Below are 14,713 nucleotides of genomic sequence, written 5' to 3'. Positions count from 1 at the left end.
CAATAAAATGTTTAAACAGAACGATTTTTAAATGAATTTAGTGTAAACGCCTAATTTCTGTTCGACATTTTAAATATAGAAATAAATTCCGGAATTACCTTTTAAAAAAGAATTTGATCATAAATAAAATGGCGATAAAAAGTAAAAAACCTATTAATACTTTATAATTTCCTTTGTAAAAAATTTTGTGAAGTGCGAGATCTTTTCGATAAGCAAAAATCATAACGATTACAAATGCAATAAAAAAACAGACTGCGAATATTAATTGGCCTTGGCTAAACATAGTTGATAATTATTTTTGACAAATTTAGAGAATTGTATACGAATAGTTACTAATTTGGTATTCCAATTAAATAAAATTATCACTGAGATATGAAAAAGCAAATAGACGCAGTAAAAGAATTTCATACTGCTTTTAAAATAGGACATAGCGAAACTCCAATTGCTGATGTGGGAGAAACTAAAAAATACCTTCGTTATAATTTAATGAAGGAAGAAAACGAAGAATATCTCGATGCAGTTCAAAAAAATGATTTGATAGAAATTGCCGATGCGCTTGGAGATATGATGTATATTTTGTGCGGAACCATTATAGAACACGGTTTACAAGATAAAATTGAAGCTGTTTTTGACGAAATTCAACGCAGTAATATGAGTAAATTGGGCGATGACGGACAACCGATTTACAGAGAAGATGGAAAAGTAATGAAAGGTCCGAATTATTTTAAACCTGATTTTTCGAAACTTTTATAAAATAAAATTCTGTGTGTAAATGTTTTAAACACATAGAAACATAGTTATTCTACGCTAAAAAAAGGCGTTTCACTTGCATTAATGCACATAGCTATGTGTGAGAAACATGTTTCTTTTTATATTCTTTATTAAACACATTAAATCTATGTTTCTATGTGTTTATAAATAAGTTACAGATATATAATAAAAAACCCGACAACGAAATGCTGTCGGGTTTTGTTTTTATTCTGATTTTAGAATTATTGAACCTTAACAGTCCATCCAAAAGTATCTTCAGAAAGTTTGTTTTGAAGATTTGTTAGTTTTTCTTTTAAAAGAGCAGCGTAAGAGTTTTCAATTGGAGTCATTTCGTAATAAACATCCTGATAAGAGAAACCTTTAATTACACTAATAACGGCAGCAGTTCCAGTTCCAAAAATTTCTTTTAAAGATCCGTTTTTAGCCGCTTCAACCAATTCTGAAACAATAACCGGACGAACATCAACATTCAATCCTTCTTTTTCAGCCATTGCAATTAAACTTTTTCTGGTAATACCATCTAAAATTCTTTCACTAGTTGGCGCAGTCAATAAAGTATCATTAATTCTAAAGAATACGTTCATTGTTCCTGCTTCTTCCAGTTTAGTGTGCGTTGCATCATCTGTCCAGATAACTTGTTGAAAACCATCTTTGTTAGCCAGGTTAGTTGGGTAAAACTGTGCAGCGTAATTTCCGGCCGCTTTTGCAGCACCAATTCCACCATTTGCAGCTCTACTATAATGTTCAGCAATAATTACTTTTACTTCACCTGAATAATAAGATTTTGCAGGAGAAAGTAAAATCATAAATTTATATTCGTCAGAAGGATTAGCGATAACACCAGCGCCAGTTGCAATCATAAACGGACGAATGTACATACTGCTTCCGTTTCCTTTTTGAATCCATTCCTGATCGATTTTCAATAATTCATTCAAACCATCCATAAAAATAGCTTCAGGAACTTCTGGCATTGCCATACGTACTGCAGAATTATTAAAACGTTTGTAGTTTTCATCTGGTCTAAACAACCAAACATCATTATTGTCATCTTTGTAAGCTTTCATTCCTTCAAAAATAGCTTGTCCGTAATGGAAGACTTTTGAAGAAGGATCCATTAAAATAGGAGCATAAGGCTTAATGACAGGATTTTGCCACTCTCCATTTTTAAAATCACATTCGAATAAATGGTCTGTAAAAACAGCACCAAAGCTTAAGTTTTCAAAGTCTACTGCGCTTATTTTTGACGAAGTAGCTTTTCTGATTTCAATTTTGCTTGTTTGAGTCGTACTCATAATAATATTGGTTTTTATGTAATTTTCATCTCAATAAAAAATCTAAAGTGATGATTTGGTGTGAAATAGAATTTATTAAATGCAAAATTAAGTAAAAATATATTATTTACTTGGTAAAACTGCATTAATTGCCGTGCTAAACTGAGATTTATTTATCTTATAATAAACTTAAAATTTTAGGATAGTTTTATAAAGAATTTATGAAAAAACTGTCCATTTTTAAGGCTTTACGCATTTGTTTTGAGTAAATTTGACTTGCAAATTGACTGATAAGACAATAAAATCCCATTATAAATTTCAGAAAAAGTGGAAAGAGAAATAATTAAAACGCTAGATGGCTCAACAACAATTCATTTAAAAGAATGGGATGAATGTTATCATTCTAAACATGGTGCAATACAGGAAGCAAAACATGTTTTTATAAAAAACGGATTTTCATTATTTGAAAATAATCCCATAAGTATTCTTGAAATTGGTTTTGGAACAGGCTTAAATGCATTTATTACTTTTTTGGAAGCTACTCAAAAAAAACAAAAAATTGATTACGTTGGAGTAGAGGCGTATCCTGTTGATGCTGGAGAAGTTTTGCAAATGAATTATGTTGCTGAACTCGAAGCATTGGAATTTGATAACATTTTTGAGAAAATGCATAAATCTAAATGGAATGAGAAAACCGAAATTAGCACCGATTTCTCGTTAACCAAAAGGAAACAATTTTTTGATGAAATAGACGATTATGAAACTTTTGATTTGATTTACTTTGATGCCTTCGGATATCGCGTGCAACCGGAACTCTGGAGCACCGAAATTTTCCGAAAAATGTATAATAGTTTAAAACCAAATGGCGTTTTAGTTACTTATGCTGCTCGCGGAGTTGTTAAAAGAAGTATGATAGAAGTTGGTTTTACAGTCGAAAAATTAGCAGGCCCGCCGGGAAAACGTGAGATGTTTAGAGCGTTTAAAAGCGTTTAACTGAGTTATTTATAATGGTTCTATATTGATTTATTTGTATTAAGAAAACGTATTCGTTGCTAAATTTTTTAAAAAAATAAGTTAAAAATGATGCGTATGAATGATATTTGTTTACATTTGTTGCGAGTTTAAAAATATAGATAACCCCCATAATCTTATTTTATTATGTCAAAAATGATGTTTGATTACACGAAATCAATACTTGAGAGAGTTAGTTTCGATCCGATACTTTTCTGTAAAGAATTAGAGAAAGCTATCAAAACCCTGTTACCATACGAAATGGAGCAATTGCAAGAATGGTTATTAAATTTCATTATTGAAAAACCAGAACTAAAACAAAGTTTACTGCTAATTAAAGTATAAAAAAAAGGAGCCAAATTGGCTCCTTTTTTTATGTCTATTTTTTTTGCAGCGGACTAATGATTTGAACATTCTGAAAAACGATTGCTCCTTTTACAACTCCGGCAATTGTCGATCTGATGGCGTCAATGATTTGCATTTTTAATTCGCTTTTAGGGTAAATTAAACTTACTTCGCGAGCGGGTTTTGGTTCCTTAAAATTTCGTAGTTTCAGTCTGTCGGAATCTTTTAAGTCTAAGGTGTGCAAGTACGGAAGTAATGTTGTACCCAAACCTTCGTCGGCTAATTTTATAAGCGTTTCAAAACTTCCGCTTTGAATCTGAAAATTATTCTGGTCGATGTCAGTACCATTTTTACACAAATTTAAAATTCCGTCTCTAAAACAATGTCCATCCTGCAAAAGCAAAATTTCATTGATATTTAGATCTGCAACTTCAATTTCTTCTTTTTGAAAATTGGCGTGATGTTCTGGTATATAAGCTACAAAAGGCTCAAAATACAAAACAATCTCTTTTATTTTTTCATCCTCAAGTGGCGTAGCGGCAATTGCAGCATCAAGATGACCATTCTTTAATTTTAAAATTATTTCATCTGTATTTAGCTCTTCAATTAAAAGCTTCACTTTTGGATATTTTTTGATGAAATTATTCAAAAACATTGGCAAAAGTGTTGGCATAATCGTTGGAATAATTCCTAAACGAAATTCACCACCAATAAAACCTTTTTGCTGTTCTACGATATCTTTAATTCTATCAGCTTCGTTTACAATATTTTTGGCCTGATTTACAATCTTCTGACCTATATCTGTAAGCTGAATTGGTTTTTTTGTTCTGTCAAAAATTAAAATGCTAAGTTCTTCTTCAATTTTTTGAATCTGCATACTTAACGTTGGCTGAGTTACAAAACACTTCTCAGCGGCAAGTGTAAAATTTTTATGTTCGGCTACGGCTAATACATATTGTAATTGAGTAATTGTCATTTTGATAGTATTTTTTGATACAAAAATAAGTAAATATAACTTTTACTTATAATATTTTCGAGCAAATTATTTTAAATTTGTAGTAAACTTACTGTAAAATACAAAAACATGAAGACAAATATTTTAGGATTACCTGTAAAAGAGTCAGAATTATTAGTAAAAGAATTAAATGTGTTATTATCCAGCTTTCAGGTATATTATCAAAATTTGAGAGGAATTCATTGGAATATCCGTGGAAAACGCTTTTTTGATTTGCATGTGAAATTTGAAGAATTATATACAGATTCGCAATTAAAAATAGATATGATAGCCGAAAGAGTTTTGACAATTGGAGGGACTCCGTTGCATACTTTTGATGACTATATTAAAAACAACAAATTAACGGTTGGAAAAAACATCTCAAATGATGAAAAAGCGGTGCATTTGATTGTAAATTCTTTGTCTGATTTGTTAAAAATAGAAAGAGAAATTTTGAATAAATCAGCCGAAATTAATGATGAAGGTACAAATTCTATGATGAGTGATTTCATTGCAGAGCAGGAAAAAACCATCTGGATGATGAATGCATGGCTTGAAGAAGAGTTGTAAATAATGGCTAATTAACTGATTATAAACAGAATGGTAAAACGTTACCATTCTGTTTTTTTATGAATGTTAAATTTCTATAAAAATTTTAGCTTCGCGCTTTGATTTTATTTCTTTAACACTATTTTTGCCTCAATGAAATTAATCGCTCGCATATTATTATTCATATTTATTGCTTTTTTATCGACCCCAACAATTGTACAGGCGATAAAGAAATGCAACAGTGCGACTATGTCTATCAGTCTTTCTGAAGAAGAGGTACATAAAGAACTTAAATCTATAGTACATCCGACAATTTTAGAACATGAAGTTTTAATGGCGTTTTATATTCAGAAAAAAACAATCATATCTGAGAATATTGTAAAACTAGATAATATTTCTCCGAGCATTTTTGCTCCACCTCCCAACTTGGCATAATACTTCCGATTGTTTAAATCTAACTGCGTTTATAGTAAACGCGGCAGATCTTTAATGTATCAATTTTTTAGTATTGTATTATGACAAAAAAAATCAATCTTTTTGCCAACCTTAAATCTGATTTTGCTTCAGGTTTAGTGGTTTTCTTGGTGGCTCTTCCATTGTGTTTAGGTATTGCAATGGCCTCTGGAGCTCCTTTATTTTCTGGAATTATTGCAGGTGTTATTGGTGGTATAGTAGTAGGTTACTTAAGCCAGTCACATATTAGCGTTTCCGGACCAGCTGCTGGTTTAACAGCTATTATTTTAACAGCTATAACTGATTTTGGTGCTTTTGATGTGTTTTTACTGTCTGTTTTTATTGCAGGACTAATTCAATTAGCATTAGGATTTTTAAAAGCCGGAAGTATCTCAAATTATTTTCCAACAAACGTAATTGAAGGAATGTTAGCCGGTATCGGTATCATTATTATCTTAAAACAATTACCACACGCTTTTGGTTACGATGCAGATTTTGAAGGAGATCAGGCTTTTATTCAGAATGACGGAACTAATTCCTTTTCATTTCTGTTTAATGTAATCAACCATATTCATTTAGGGGCAGTAGTAATTTCTTTGGTTTCGTTAGTAATCTTGATTTCGTGGGAGAAAGTTCCCTTTTTAAAGAGATTAAAATTAGTTCCGGGAGCACTTATTGCTGTTATATTGGGAGTAGTTCTTAACGAAGTTTTTGTTTCTACAGGAAGTTCACTGGCAATTGCAAAAGACCACTTGGTTTCTTTACCGGTACCAAAATCTTTTGATGAATTTAAATCAATTTTAATTACGCCAAATTTCGCAGCAGTTACAAATCCACAGGTTTGGGTTGTAGCAATTACAATTGCAATTGTGGCTTCGATTGAAACCTTATTGTGTATTGAAGCTGCAGACAGAATGGATGTTCAAAAACGTTATACCAATACAAACGTTGAGCTTAAAGCTCAGGGAATTGGTAATGTTTTAAGTTCACTTTTAGGAGGTTTACCAATGACATCTGTCGTGGTCAGATCATCAGCAAATAATAATGCAGGTGCAAAATCTAAAATGTCTACTATTATTCATGGTGTACTTTTATTGGTTAGTGTTTTGAGTATTCCTGCTTTATTAAATAAAATTCCGTTGGCTACTTTGGCAACAGTTTTAATTTTAGTGGGATACAAATTAGCAAAGCCGGCAACATTCATGCATTTTTGGGAAAAAGGAAAATACCAATTCGTACCTTTTATTGCAACTTTAGTATTTGTAGTCGCTACAGATTTACTAAAAGGAGTAGCTTTAGGAATCATCATCAGTATTATTTTTGTATTGAGAGGAAACTTAAAAAGAGCTTACAGCTTTAAAAAAGAAGAGTATGAAGACGGAGATGTTATTCATATTGATTTAGCGCAGGAAGTTTCATTTTTGAATAAAGCTGCAATCAAATTAACATTGAATGATATTCCTGAAAATTCTAAAGTAATTATTAATGCACATGATACAGAGTATATTGCGCATGATGTTTTAGATTTAATTCGTGAGTTTAAAGAAACTCGTGCAATTGATGAAAATATTAAAGTGAAACTAAAAGGCTTTAAAAAAGCGTACGAATTAGAAAATACGCCAGACAAGGACAATCACGTTTCAATCGAACATTATTATGATGTTGCAAAACGTGCGTTGGTGAAAAAAGAAATAACAAAAGAAAAGTTTTAAATAAATTATAACAAATTAAGGTATTCTTGAAGTGATAGAAATGTCAAAATTTAGGTAACTTTACAAAAAAGATCCTTTTTGATATTTTTAAACATGTATAAATGCCATTCAAAATAAAATAAAAAATGAAAGAGTTTTATAAACAAATATTAGAAAACAATAAGAAATGGGTTGAAGATTCTTTAGCAAAAGACCCAAATTATTTTGCAGATTTAGCTAAAGGACAAACACCACCTTTATTATGGATTGGATGTTCTGATAGTCGTGTTCCTGCAAATGAAATTATTGGCGCTAAACCGGGAGAAGTTTTTGTACACCGTAATATTGCCAATATGGTTGTTCACTCTGACATGAATATGTTGAGTGTTCTTGATTATGCTGTAAATGTTTTAAAAGTAAAACACGTTATTGTTTGCGGACATTACGGTTGTGGTGGTGTAAAAGCTGCAATGGGTAATATGTCTGTTGGAATTATTGATAACTGGATTCGTCATATTAAAGATGAATACAGACTTCACGATAAATACCTGAATTCTATTGAAGATGAAACAGAACGTTTTAATGCTTTTGTAGAAGTGAATGCTAAAGAACAAGTTTACAATTTGGCTAAAACTTCAATCGTACAATCAGCTTGGAAAAACGGTCAGGACTTAATGCTTCACGGATGGGTTTACGGTTTAAATTCTGGTTTTGTAACCGATTTAAATGTAACAATTGCTTCGAATGATGAACTTGATGATGTTTACCAATTGAGTAATCTATAAAAATAAAAAATCGCCTCAAAAGGGCGATTTTTTTTATTCGTTTTCGTCTAGATTTTCATTAAAAGCAGATGGTAACATTGTTGGAATAAACTTTATTAAAATCGGCAGTAATAAACTTCCGCCCGGAAGTAAAAATATAGTTAGTGACGGAATCGTTTTGCAAATATCCAAAAGTTGTTTCTTTACCTTTTTCTTTTCTTTCGCATCCAGATCCCTGGTTGTAGAATAAGCTAAAAGAACCATTAACTCTTTACTCTGAACAATTTCCTTAACCAGTCTGTTTTTATTTCTAATAATCAGTTTAACAACGGTATGCGTCATTTGATCGTAGAAATGTTTTACCGGATTTGAATAGTTAAAGTATGGAATTTTCTTTTTATGTGTGGTAATAAAAACATTTGTAGTGTCAATACTTCTGGTTACAAAATCATCAGAAACCTTCATCATAGATCCTAAAGAATATAAAAAATACGCTTCTTCATTTTCTACAACACCATCGCTCCACAATGCCATTCCGGCCATGTCTATTAAATAATATTGCTCCAGTTTATTGGTGAAATAATCAAGTTGCAAAGTCTCTAAAGTATCAACCGTAACTTTTGAAAATTTTGAATACCGAATAGAAGCTTCAAACAGTTTAATTAACAAATCGTCATGTTGCGATTTTGAAGTTTTAGTTTTTAATGCTAAAGCCACAATACCAAGAACAGTTTCTTCAATTCGTTTTAAATATTTTTCAGGAATTTCACCATGAGCCAAATATTGTCTGAAAGCCAAAACATCAATAAACAATAAGGCATTGGTAACCAAATGCGAAAAGTTTTTACTAATAATACTATCATTAGTCTGAACTCTTTCATCGATTATGTTTTCTAAAGAATGGGAAGGTGTATCTTTTGGAAGTAAAATTTTCAATAAATTAAACCCTTCCGGATTCATTGCTTTATAAAACTTCAAAACTTCGGTTATGAAATTCTTCGGTTCAGAATTTCTTTTTTCTAAACAAAAAACACCGTATAAAGTATTTAATAATGCAATTTTAGAAATCTCAGTTTTAAACCAGCCTTTTATCGGAATTGGAATTTGAGAATCCACAGAAATAATATGGCCGTAAATAAAACCGGTTTCTCTAACTTTATAATAAAACGAATCTACTGTCTCAAAAGGGATTGCCTCTGAAAACTTTTGTTCGCTAAAAAATTTATCGATCCAGCCTGATGCCGATGGGTTAATCATTACTTTGGTTTGAAGCTGCAAAGCTATATCTTTTTATCGTGCTACGATTCATTTTTAAATGAAATAACCACTAGATTTATAAAAAAATAGTGGTTATTGAATTTTTATTTGATGATTCCGGCACAAGCAACTCTTCCGCCTGCATTTCCGGTAGGTTGTGTCGTAAAATCATCTGTTCCCTGATGTACGATTAAACCTTTGCCCAGAATATTTTTGGTTTCATCTTCACAGCCTATACACCATTCGTCTGTCGTAAGTGTGATCGTTCCGTTACCTTTATCGTCTGCAGTAAAGTTTCCGATGTCACCTTTATGATATTCTCCAACACCCCATTTTCCGTGTTTTTTGAAAGTTGGATTCCAGTGTCCTCCGGCAGAACTTCCATCAGCAGCAGTACAATCAGATTTTTCGTGAATATGAATAGCGTGAACTCCCGGCTGCAAACCGGCAACTTTTGCCACAAAAGTAACTTTACCATTTTTCTCCGTAAAAGTTGCAGTTCCTGATACGGTACTATTACTTTTTGGCTCTAAGGTAACGGTTAAAGTTTTTGCGTCATTTGATTTTGTATTGGTTTTACAGCCAATAACTAAGGCTGTAATTATAGCGAAAGAAAGAATCAATTTTTTCATTTGTAAGGCTTTTAAATTAAATATTAAGTAAATTTAGCATAAAATGGCCGATTCTTTTAACATCAAAAGTTAAAAAAATCTAAAACTATTGGTTTTAATTTCATTCCACTTTCAATAAAGAACCCAAAATTATTGTGTAATTTCGTATAGTCTCAATTTGAAATTTTCAAAAAGAGTTGTCATTATTTTATCTTTAATTTAATATATAATATCATGGTAAAGAATATTTTAGCTTTAGTTTTTTTAGGAGTTGTATTGGTTTCCTGCAAATGTAAAAAAGCAGATACAGCTGTAACATTACAAGGAAATTGGGAACTTAATTATATAACCGGACCCAGAATAGCTTTTGATGGTTTATATCCGAATAAAAAGCCAACCATTAATTTTGACTTAAAAGAAAACCGTGTTTCAGGAAATACAAGCTGCAACTCTTTTACAGGAAAACTAGTTGTTGATGGTAATAAAATTGATTTTACACAACCAATGGTATTAACCAAAATGATGTGCCTGGATGGGCAAGGGGAGCAGGTTTTTATAAATACGCTTCAAAAAACAAATACCTATTCTATTACAGATGATGGTAAAACGCTGAATCTTATTTCCGGAGATATTGCAATGATGCGATTTACCAAAAAATAGAATATTGAATTTTATTTTAAACGCTATAAAAGAATGTTTTATGAAAAAGATAATATCAATTTTAGTAGTGTTGGTTTCTTTTTTATCTTTTGAGGGTTTTGCTCAGGAAAAAAGTAAAAAAGAATTAAAAGCAGAAAGAGAACTTCAGCAACAAAAAGAAATACAGGCACTTTTAGATGCTAAAGATTTTGTTTTTGATGCAGAGAAACTTTACCCGCAATCCGGGAGAATGATCAATTTAGATTATAATACCTATTTTTTAAAGTTTACTTTTGAAAATGTGACATGTGATTTGCCTTTTTTCGGTCGTGGTTTTAATGTAGGTTACGGATCTGATGGCGGAATAAAATTTAAAGGAAAACCGGAAAACATTAAAATAGAACAATCGAAGAAGAAGTACACGATGAAAGCAACAGTACAGGGAGAAAATGATGTTTATGATCTTTTCTTTACTATTTTTTTTGATGGAGGAGCAACACTTTCTGTCAATAGTAATAATCGGGCTTCCATTTCATACGATGGAAAAATTAGAGCACCAAAAGCTGAGGAGAGCAAGAAGTAAATAATAAAAGTGATACTAAAGCATAACCTAAAAATATGAAAAAAATTACCCTTATTCTTGTTGTAATAATAGCTTCGTTTTCATCTAGTGCTCAAGCTACTTTTAAAGAAGATGTAGAAGTTGTTCAGAGTATTTACGGAAAAAACAAAAGTGATCTTATCAAACAATACATGAATTTATCTGATGAACAATCAGTTGCTTTTACAAAAGTTTACGAAGGCTACGAAACAGAACGTAAGGCATTGGGAAAAGCCAAACTAGACCTGATAAATGATTATGCAGCAAATTATAATACTTTGACAGATGCAAAGGCAGATGAATTGGCTAAAAACACTTTAAAAAATAATTTGGCTTATGAAAAATTATATGACAAGACTTACAGTCAGGCAAAAAAAGCTGTTGGCGCAATAAATGCAGCTAAATTTATACAGTTAGAAATCTATTTGCATACTATTGTTCGCAGTCAGATTTATGATTCGATTCCGTTTATTGGCGAATTAGACAAGACAAAAAAGAATTAATTATAATAAAAAACGGCAACTAAATTATGTATTAGTTGCCGTTTTTTTATTTTGTTTAAATGCTTTATTTAGCTGTTTTTACTTCATAAATAGCATTTACCATTCCGTTATGAGGTGTATCTAAAGTAAGTTCCCAAAACATGATTCCACCTAATTTTTTAGATTTTACATATTCTGTTTTTGCTTTAATAGAAGTCAAATCATCAGAAGTTGCAAATGTTTTTTCCTTTTCATTATACCAATAAGGTGCTTTTGCTTTTTTATCCCAAAAATATTTCCAACCGTTTGCTTCTGTATAAGTTGTTGCAAAGTTTTTAAAATCAACACCTTGAATGTGTTCTCCGGCTTGGTATAAACCATTATTTACATTTTCAACATTTTTCCATGTTCTGGAATAAAATGCACCACCAATAATTAATTTTTGGGCAGGAACTCCTTGTTTTAGTAAAAATGTTACGGCTCTGTCTGTAGATTCTTCCTTAGGATTTGTGCTGTATAATGGTGTGTGATGTCCTGTAACTTTAGAATATCCGTTAACCAAATCGTAACTCATAATATTGATACGATTTACTAAGGGCGCTACAGTTTTCCAATCTATAGATTCATCCAGATATTTTTGAAAACCTCCGGCAGCAAAACTTAATTCGTAATCTTTTCCTAAAGTAGAACGCAATATTTTGATTAATTCAGTAAAGTTATTTTTATCAGCAGGTTGAAATAAATGTCCAGGAAGACCTTCGATTGCAGGATATTCCCAATCTAAATCTAAACCATCTACTTTAAAATAATCACTTACTTCTTTTACAGAATTTGCAAAGGTTAATCTTCCTTCGGCAGTAGAAAATGCAGCAGAACAAGGTTCGCAACCGCCCCAGCCACCAAGAGACAACACAATTTTTAGTTGTGGATTTGAAGCTTTTAAAGAAACTAAATGTTTAATAGTAGTAGAATCTTTAGTAGAATCTACGCTTAGTTTTCCGTCTTTTAAATGACAAAAACTAAAAATAATTTGGTCTAGTTTGTTTACTTCGTATTCGTTAATTAGTTTATCATCACCAGTATAGTAAGCGATAACATCTAGTTTTTTACCTTTTTGTGCAAAGATATTTGTAGTAAAGCTGCACAACAATAATAAGGCAATCAGGTTAATTTGTTTCATTTTTAAGCTATTAGTTTTTTGAAATGCTAAATATAAAACATTAGAATTAAAAATTCACTATCAATTTTGTATCAAAAAGTCAATTTTAATAAAGATTTGTGAAATGAGATGGTTTAATATAGAGACGCACAGCAGTGCGTCTAATCATTACGTAGACGCACTGCTGTGCGCCTCTACAAAAAATAGGGTAGAAAAATAAAAAAAATAAACCCGCACAGTTTCGGACAAGTGCGGGTTTAAACAAATTAAAAGCTAAAAACTATTTTTATATTAGAAGCAGTATTCGTTTTCTGCAACTAATTTATTGGTAATTGTTTCTCTTAATGCCACTACGTTTGGCAAGTTTGTGTATTTTGTAAAACGTTTTAATCCCATTAACATCATACGTTGTTCGTCTCCTTCAGAGAAAGAAGCAATTCCTTCTTTTCCTCTTAAGTTTACGATATCTACAGCTTTATACAAGTATAATTTTGCCATAGCAATTTGCTCCTGAACTTTTGCTTCTCCTTCTTTTTTAGCTAATTTTTCAGTTCTAAGAATAGTACTTTCAGCCATGTAGATTTCGATTAAGATATCAGAAGCAGCCATTAATAACTGTTGGTGAGAATCTAAATCCGGACCATATTTTTGAACTGCACTTCCGGCAACCATTAAAAATACTTTTTTAAGGTTAGCGATAATTCCTTTTTCTTCTGCAAATAATTCAGAGAAATCTGGAGTATCAAAAGATGGAATTCCCATTAATTCTTCCTGAACTTTCATCGCTGGTCCTAATAAATCAACATGACCTTTCATAGCCTTTTTGATCAACATACCAACAGAAAGCATTCTGTTAATTTCGTTTGTTCCTTCGTAGATTCTTGCGATACGAGCATCTCTCCAGGCACTTTCCATTGGAGTATCTTCAGAGAATCCCATTCCACCAAAAACCTGAATTCCTTCATCAGCACAATTCTGAACATCTTCAGAAACAGCTACTTTCAGGATAGAACATTCGATAGCATATTCTTCAACACCTTTTAATTCAGCTTCCTGATGTGTTGTTCCTTCTGCTTCACGAGCAGCAATTCTGTCTTCGATATCTTTTGCAGCTCTGTAAGAAGCACTTTCACCAGCATAAGCATTAGTTGCCATTTCAGCTAATTTAGAACGGATAGCTCCAAAAGATGAAATTGCTGTGTTAAACTGAATTCTTTCGTTAGCATATTTTACAGCTCCGGAAGTTACTCTTCTTTGAGCATCAAGACATGCAGCAGCCAATTTAATACGACCAACGTTCAATGCATTCATTGCAATTTTGAAACCGTTTCCTCTTTCAGAAAGCATGTTTTCAACAGGAACTTTTGTATCGTTGAAGAAAACCTGACGAGTAGAAGAAGCACGGATTCCTAATTTATGCTCTTCCTCATTCATAGAAATTCCGTTATCAGCAGTATTTTCTACGATGAAACCTGTAATGTTTTTATCATCTCCAATACGAGCAAAAACGATGAAAACGCTACAGAAACCTGCATTCGAAATCCACATTTTTTGTCCTGTAATTTTGTAATGCGTTCCATCTTCAGATAAAACAGCTTTCGTTTTTCCTGAGTTAGCGTCAGATCCTGCGCCCGGCTCAGTTAAACAATAAGCTCCAAACCATTCGCCAGAAGCCAATTTTGGAACGTATTTTTTCTTTTGTTCTTCAGATCCATAAAGTGTAATTGGCATAGTTCCAATTCCTGTATGAGCACCAAAAGCAGTAGAGAATGATCCTGTAGCACCAGAAATATAATCGCAAACTAACATTGTAGATACGAATCCCATTCCTAATCCGCCATATTCTTCAGGAACCGCAACTCCTAAAAGTCCCAATTCACCTGCTTTACGCATACTTTCTTCTGTAAATGCGTAATCTTTTTTCTCAAAACGATTTTTGTTAGGCCAAATTTCTTTGTCTACAAACTCTTTTACAGAGTCACGCATCATTAATTGCTCTTCCGAAAAATCTTCTGGTGTAAAGATATCTTCGCACTTTGTTTCTTTAACTAAAAACTGACCACCACGGGTTACGTTTTTTTCGATTGTATCTGCCATTTTGTTTTTGTTTAGATT

The 14,713-nt window shown here is 31.9% G+C and carries 17 protein-coding genes; 10 read left to right on the top strand and 7 right to left on the bottom strand.

The genetic code is table 11. From position 1 onward, the window contains the following. Positions 1–94 precede the first annotated feature (94 nt). Positions 95–283, bottom strand: coding sequence for a hypothetical protein (locus GKZ86_RS25535; RefSeq protein WP_154785565.1), 189 nt, complete (start codon positions 281–283; stop codon positions 95–97). A gap of 89 nt (positions 284–372) precedes the next feature. On the opposite strand from GKZ86_RS25535, the gene GKZ86_RS24025 reads away from it, so the two are divergent. Further along, a complete protein-coding gene (locus GKZ86_RS24025; RefSeq protein ID WP_154785564.1) occupies positions 373–753 on the top strand; it encodes a nucleoside triphosphate pyrophosphohydrolase family protein in 381 nt (126 codons plus the stop codon). Positions 754–992: 239 nt separating this feature from the next. Here GKZ86_RS24025 and GKZ86_RS24020 read toward each other — a convergent pair whose 3' ends face one another. Continuing rightward, positions 993–2,063, bottom strand: coding sequence for a branched-chain amino acid aminotransferase (locus tag GKZ86_RS24020; protein WP_154785563.1), 1,071 nt, complete (start codon positions 2,061–2,063; stop codon positions 993–995). A gap of 306 nt (positions 2,064–2,369) precedes the next feature. On the opposite strand from GKZ86_RS24020, the gene mnmD reads away from it, so the two are divergent. Together mnmD and GKZ86_RS25530 are read left to right on the top strand one after the other, a co-directional pair. Continuing rightward, entirely contained in the window at positions 2,370–3,035 is a 666-nt protein-coding gene (mnmD, locus tag GKZ86_RS24015) for a tRNA (5-methylaminomethyl-2-thiouridine)(34)-methyltransferase MnmD (RefSeq protein ID WP_194632558.1), read from the top strand. 165 nt (positions 3,036–3,200) lie between these two features. Next, positions 3,201–3,398: a hypothetical protein gene (locus tag GKZ86_RS25530; protein ID WP_017496117.1), complete on the top strand. Its 198-nt coding sequence runs from the start codon at positions 3,201–3,203 to the stop codon at positions 3,396–3,398. 34 nt (positions 3,399–3,432) lie between these two features. Here GKZ86_RS25530 and GKZ86_RS24005 read toward each other — a convergent pair whose 3' ends face one another. After that, positions 3,433–4,374 (bottom strand): LysR substrate-binding domain-containing protein, encoded by a 942-nt coding sequence (locus GKZ86_RS24005; RefSeq protein ID WP_154785562.1) that lies wholly within the window; start codon positions 4,372–4,374, stop codon positions 3,433–3,435. Positions 4,375–4,482: 108 nt separating this feature from the next. Here GKZ86_RS24005 and GKZ86_RS24000 point away from each other — a divergent pair, with 108 nt between their 5' ends. From GKZ86_RS24000 to can, 4 genes are all read left to right on the top strand, one after another. Beyond that, a complete protein-coding gene (locus GKZ86_RS24000; protein WP_154785561.1) occupies positions 4,483–4,962 on the top strand; it encodes a Dps family protein in 480 nt (159 codons plus the stop codon). Between the two features lie 228 nt (positions 4,963–5,190). Next, positions 5,191–5,376 (top strand): hypothetical protein, encoded by a 186-nt coding sequence (locus GKZ86_RS23995; RefSeq protein WP_228526606.1) that lies wholly within the window; start codon positions 5,191–5,193, stop codon positions 5,374–5,376. Positions 5,377–5,456: 80 nt separating this feature from the next. Next, entirely contained in the window at positions 5,457–7,106 is a 1,650-nt protein-coding gene (locus GKZ86_RS23990) for a SulP family inorganic anion transporter (RefSeq protein ID WP_154785559.1), read from the top strand. A gap of 125 nt (positions 7,107–7,231) precedes the next feature. Next, complete coding sequence (can, locus tag GKZ86_RS23985; RefSeq protein WP_154785558.1) at positions 7,232–7,870, top strand: carbonate dehydratase; 639 nt, start codon at positions 7,232–7,234, stop codon at positions 7,868–7,870. 33 nt (positions 7,871–7,903) lie between these two features. Here can and GKZ86_RS23980 read toward each other — a convergent pair whose 3' ends face one another. Both GKZ86_RS23980 and GKZ86_RS23975 read right to left on the bottom strand, forming a co-directional pair. Continuing rightward, positions 7,904–9,106, bottom strand: a complete 1,203-nt coding sequence (locus GKZ86_RS23980) for an LETM1-related biofilm-associated protein (protein ID WP_154785582.1) — start codon at positions 9,104–9,106, stop codon at positions 7,904–7,906. A gap of 104 nt (positions 9,107–9,210) precedes the next feature. After that, on the bottom strand, positions 9,211–9,738 hold the full coding sequence (locus GKZ86_RS23975; protein ID WP_154785557.1) for a superoxide dismutase family protein: 528 nt from the start codon (positions 9,736–9,738) through the stop codon (positions 9,211–9,213). Positions 9,739–9,951: 213 nt separating this feature from the next. On the opposite strand from GKZ86_RS23975, the gene GKZ86_RS23970 reads away from it, so the two are divergent. From GKZ86_RS23970 to GKZ86_RS23960, 3 genes are read left to right on the top strand one after another with little or no spacing between them, the layout of a single operon-like run. Continuing rightward, complete coding sequence (locus tag GKZ86_RS23970; RefSeq protein WP_154785556.1) at positions 9,952–10,377, top strand: META domain-containing protein; 426 nt, start codon at positions 9,952–9,954, stop codon at positions 10,375–10,377. Between the two features lie 40 nt (positions 10,378–10,417). Then, positions 10,418–10,939, top strand: coding sequence for a DUF4251 domain-containing protein (locus GKZ86_RS23965; protein ID WP_154785555.1), 522 nt, complete (start codon positions 10,418–10,420; stop codon positions 10,937–10,939). Between the two features lie 35 nt (positions 10,940–10,974). Then, positions 10,975–11,460, top strand: coding sequence for a hypothetical protein (locus GKZ86_RS23960; RefSeq protein ID WP_154785554.1), 486 nt, complete (start codon positions 10,975–10,977; stop codon positions 11,458–11,460). Between the two features lie 64 nt (positions 11,461–11,524). Here GKZ86_RS23960 and GKZ86_RS23955 read toward each other — a convergent pair whose 3' ends face one another. Next, entirely contained in the window at positions 11,525–12,619 is a 1,095-nt protein-coding gene (locus GKZ86_RS23955; protein WP_154785553.1) for a glycoside hydrolase family 18 protein, read from the bottom strand. A 270-nt stretch (positions 12,620–12,889) separates the two neighbouring features. Then, positions 12,890–14,695 (bottom strand): acyl-CoA dehydrogenase family protein, encoded by a 1,806-nt coding sequence (locus GKZ86_RS23950; RefSeq protein ID WP_154785552.1) that lies wholly within the window; start codon positions 14,693–14,695, stop codon positions 12,890–12,892. Positions 14,696–14,713 lie beyond the last annotated feature (18 nt).

Source organism: Flavobacterium sp. LC2016-13 (genome assembly GCF_009707955.1).
Lineage (GTDB): Bacteria > Bacteroidota > Bacteroidia > Flavobacteriales > Flavobacteriaceae > Flavobacterium.
The sequence above is the reverse complement of the archived record's forward strand: the minus strand, read 5'-3'. Positions and strand labels throughout refer to the sequence as shown.

What these genes read in the sequence shown, in the direction of transcription:
- GKZ86_RS24005 (WP_154785562.1), bottom strand. Translation starts at nt 4,374, where the DNA reads ATGACAATTACTCAATTACAATATGTATTAGCCGTAGCCGAACATAAA.
- can (WP_154785558.1), top strand. Translation starts at nt 7,232, where the DNA reads ATGAAAGAGTTTTATAAACAAATATTAGAAAACAATAAGAAATGGGTT.
- GKZ86_RS23955 (WP_154785553.1), bottom strand. Translation starts at nt 12,619, where the DNA reads ATGAAACAAATTAACCTGATTGCCTTATTATTGTTGTGCAGCTTTACT.
- GKZ86_RS23950 (WP_154785552.1), bottom strand. Translation starts at nt 14,695, where the DNA reads ATGGCAGATACAATCGAAAAAAACGTAACCCGTGGTGGTCAGTTTTTA.
- GKZ86_RS23965 (WP_154785555.1), top strand. Translation starts at nt 10,418, where the DNA reads ATGAAAAAGATAATATCAATTTTAGTAGTGTTGGTTTCTTTTTTATCT.
- GKZ86_RS23975 (WP_154785557.1), bottom strand. Translation starts at nt 9,738, where the DNA reads ATGAAAAAATTGATTCTTTCTTTCGCTATAATTACAGCCTTAGTTATT.
- GKZ86_RS23960 (WP_154785554.1), top strand. Translation starts at nt 10,975, where the DNA reads ATGAAAAAAATTACCCTTATTCTTGTTGTAATAATAGCTTCGTTTTCA.
- GKZ86_RS24000 (WP_154785561.1), top strand. Translation starts at nt 4,483, where the DNA reads ATGAAGACAAATATTTTAGGATTACCTGTAAAAGAGTCAGAATTATTA.
- GKZ86_RS23990 (WP_154785559.1), top strand. Translation starts at nt 5,457, where the DNA reads ATGACAAAAAAAATCAATCTTTTTGCCAACCTTAAATCTGATTTTGCT.
- GKZ86_RS23980 (WP_154785582.1), bottom strand. Translation starts at nt 9,106, where the DNA reads ATGATTAACCCATCGGCATCAGGCTGGATCGATAAATTTTTTAGCGAA.
- GKZ86_RS24025 (WP_154785564.1), top strand. Translation starts at nt 373, where the DNA reads ATGAAAAAGCAAATAGACGCAGTAAAAGAATTTCATACTGCTTTTAAA.
- GKZ86_RS24020 (WP_154785563.1), bottom strand. Translation starts at nt 2,063, where the DNA reads ATGAGTACGACTCAAACAAGCAAAATTGAAATCAGAAAAGCTACTTCG.
- GKZ86_RS25535 (WP_154785565.1), bottom strand. Translation starts at nt 283, where the DNA reads ATGTTTAGCCAAGGCCAATTAATATTCGCAGTCTGTTTTTTTATTGCA.
- GKZ86_RS23995 (WP_228526606.1), top strand. Translation starts at nt 5,191, where the DNA reads ATGTCTATCAGTCTTTCTGAAGAAGAGGTACATAAAGAACTTAAATCT.
- GKZ86_RS23970 (WP_154785556.1), top strand. Translation starts at nt 9,952, where the DNA reads ATGGTAAAGAATATTTTAGCTTTAGTTTTTTTAGGAGTTGTATTGGTT.
- GKZ86_RS25530 (WP_017496117.1), top strand. Translation starts at nt 3,201, where the DNA reads ATGTCAAAAATGATGTTTGATTACACGAAATCAATACTTGAGAGAGTT.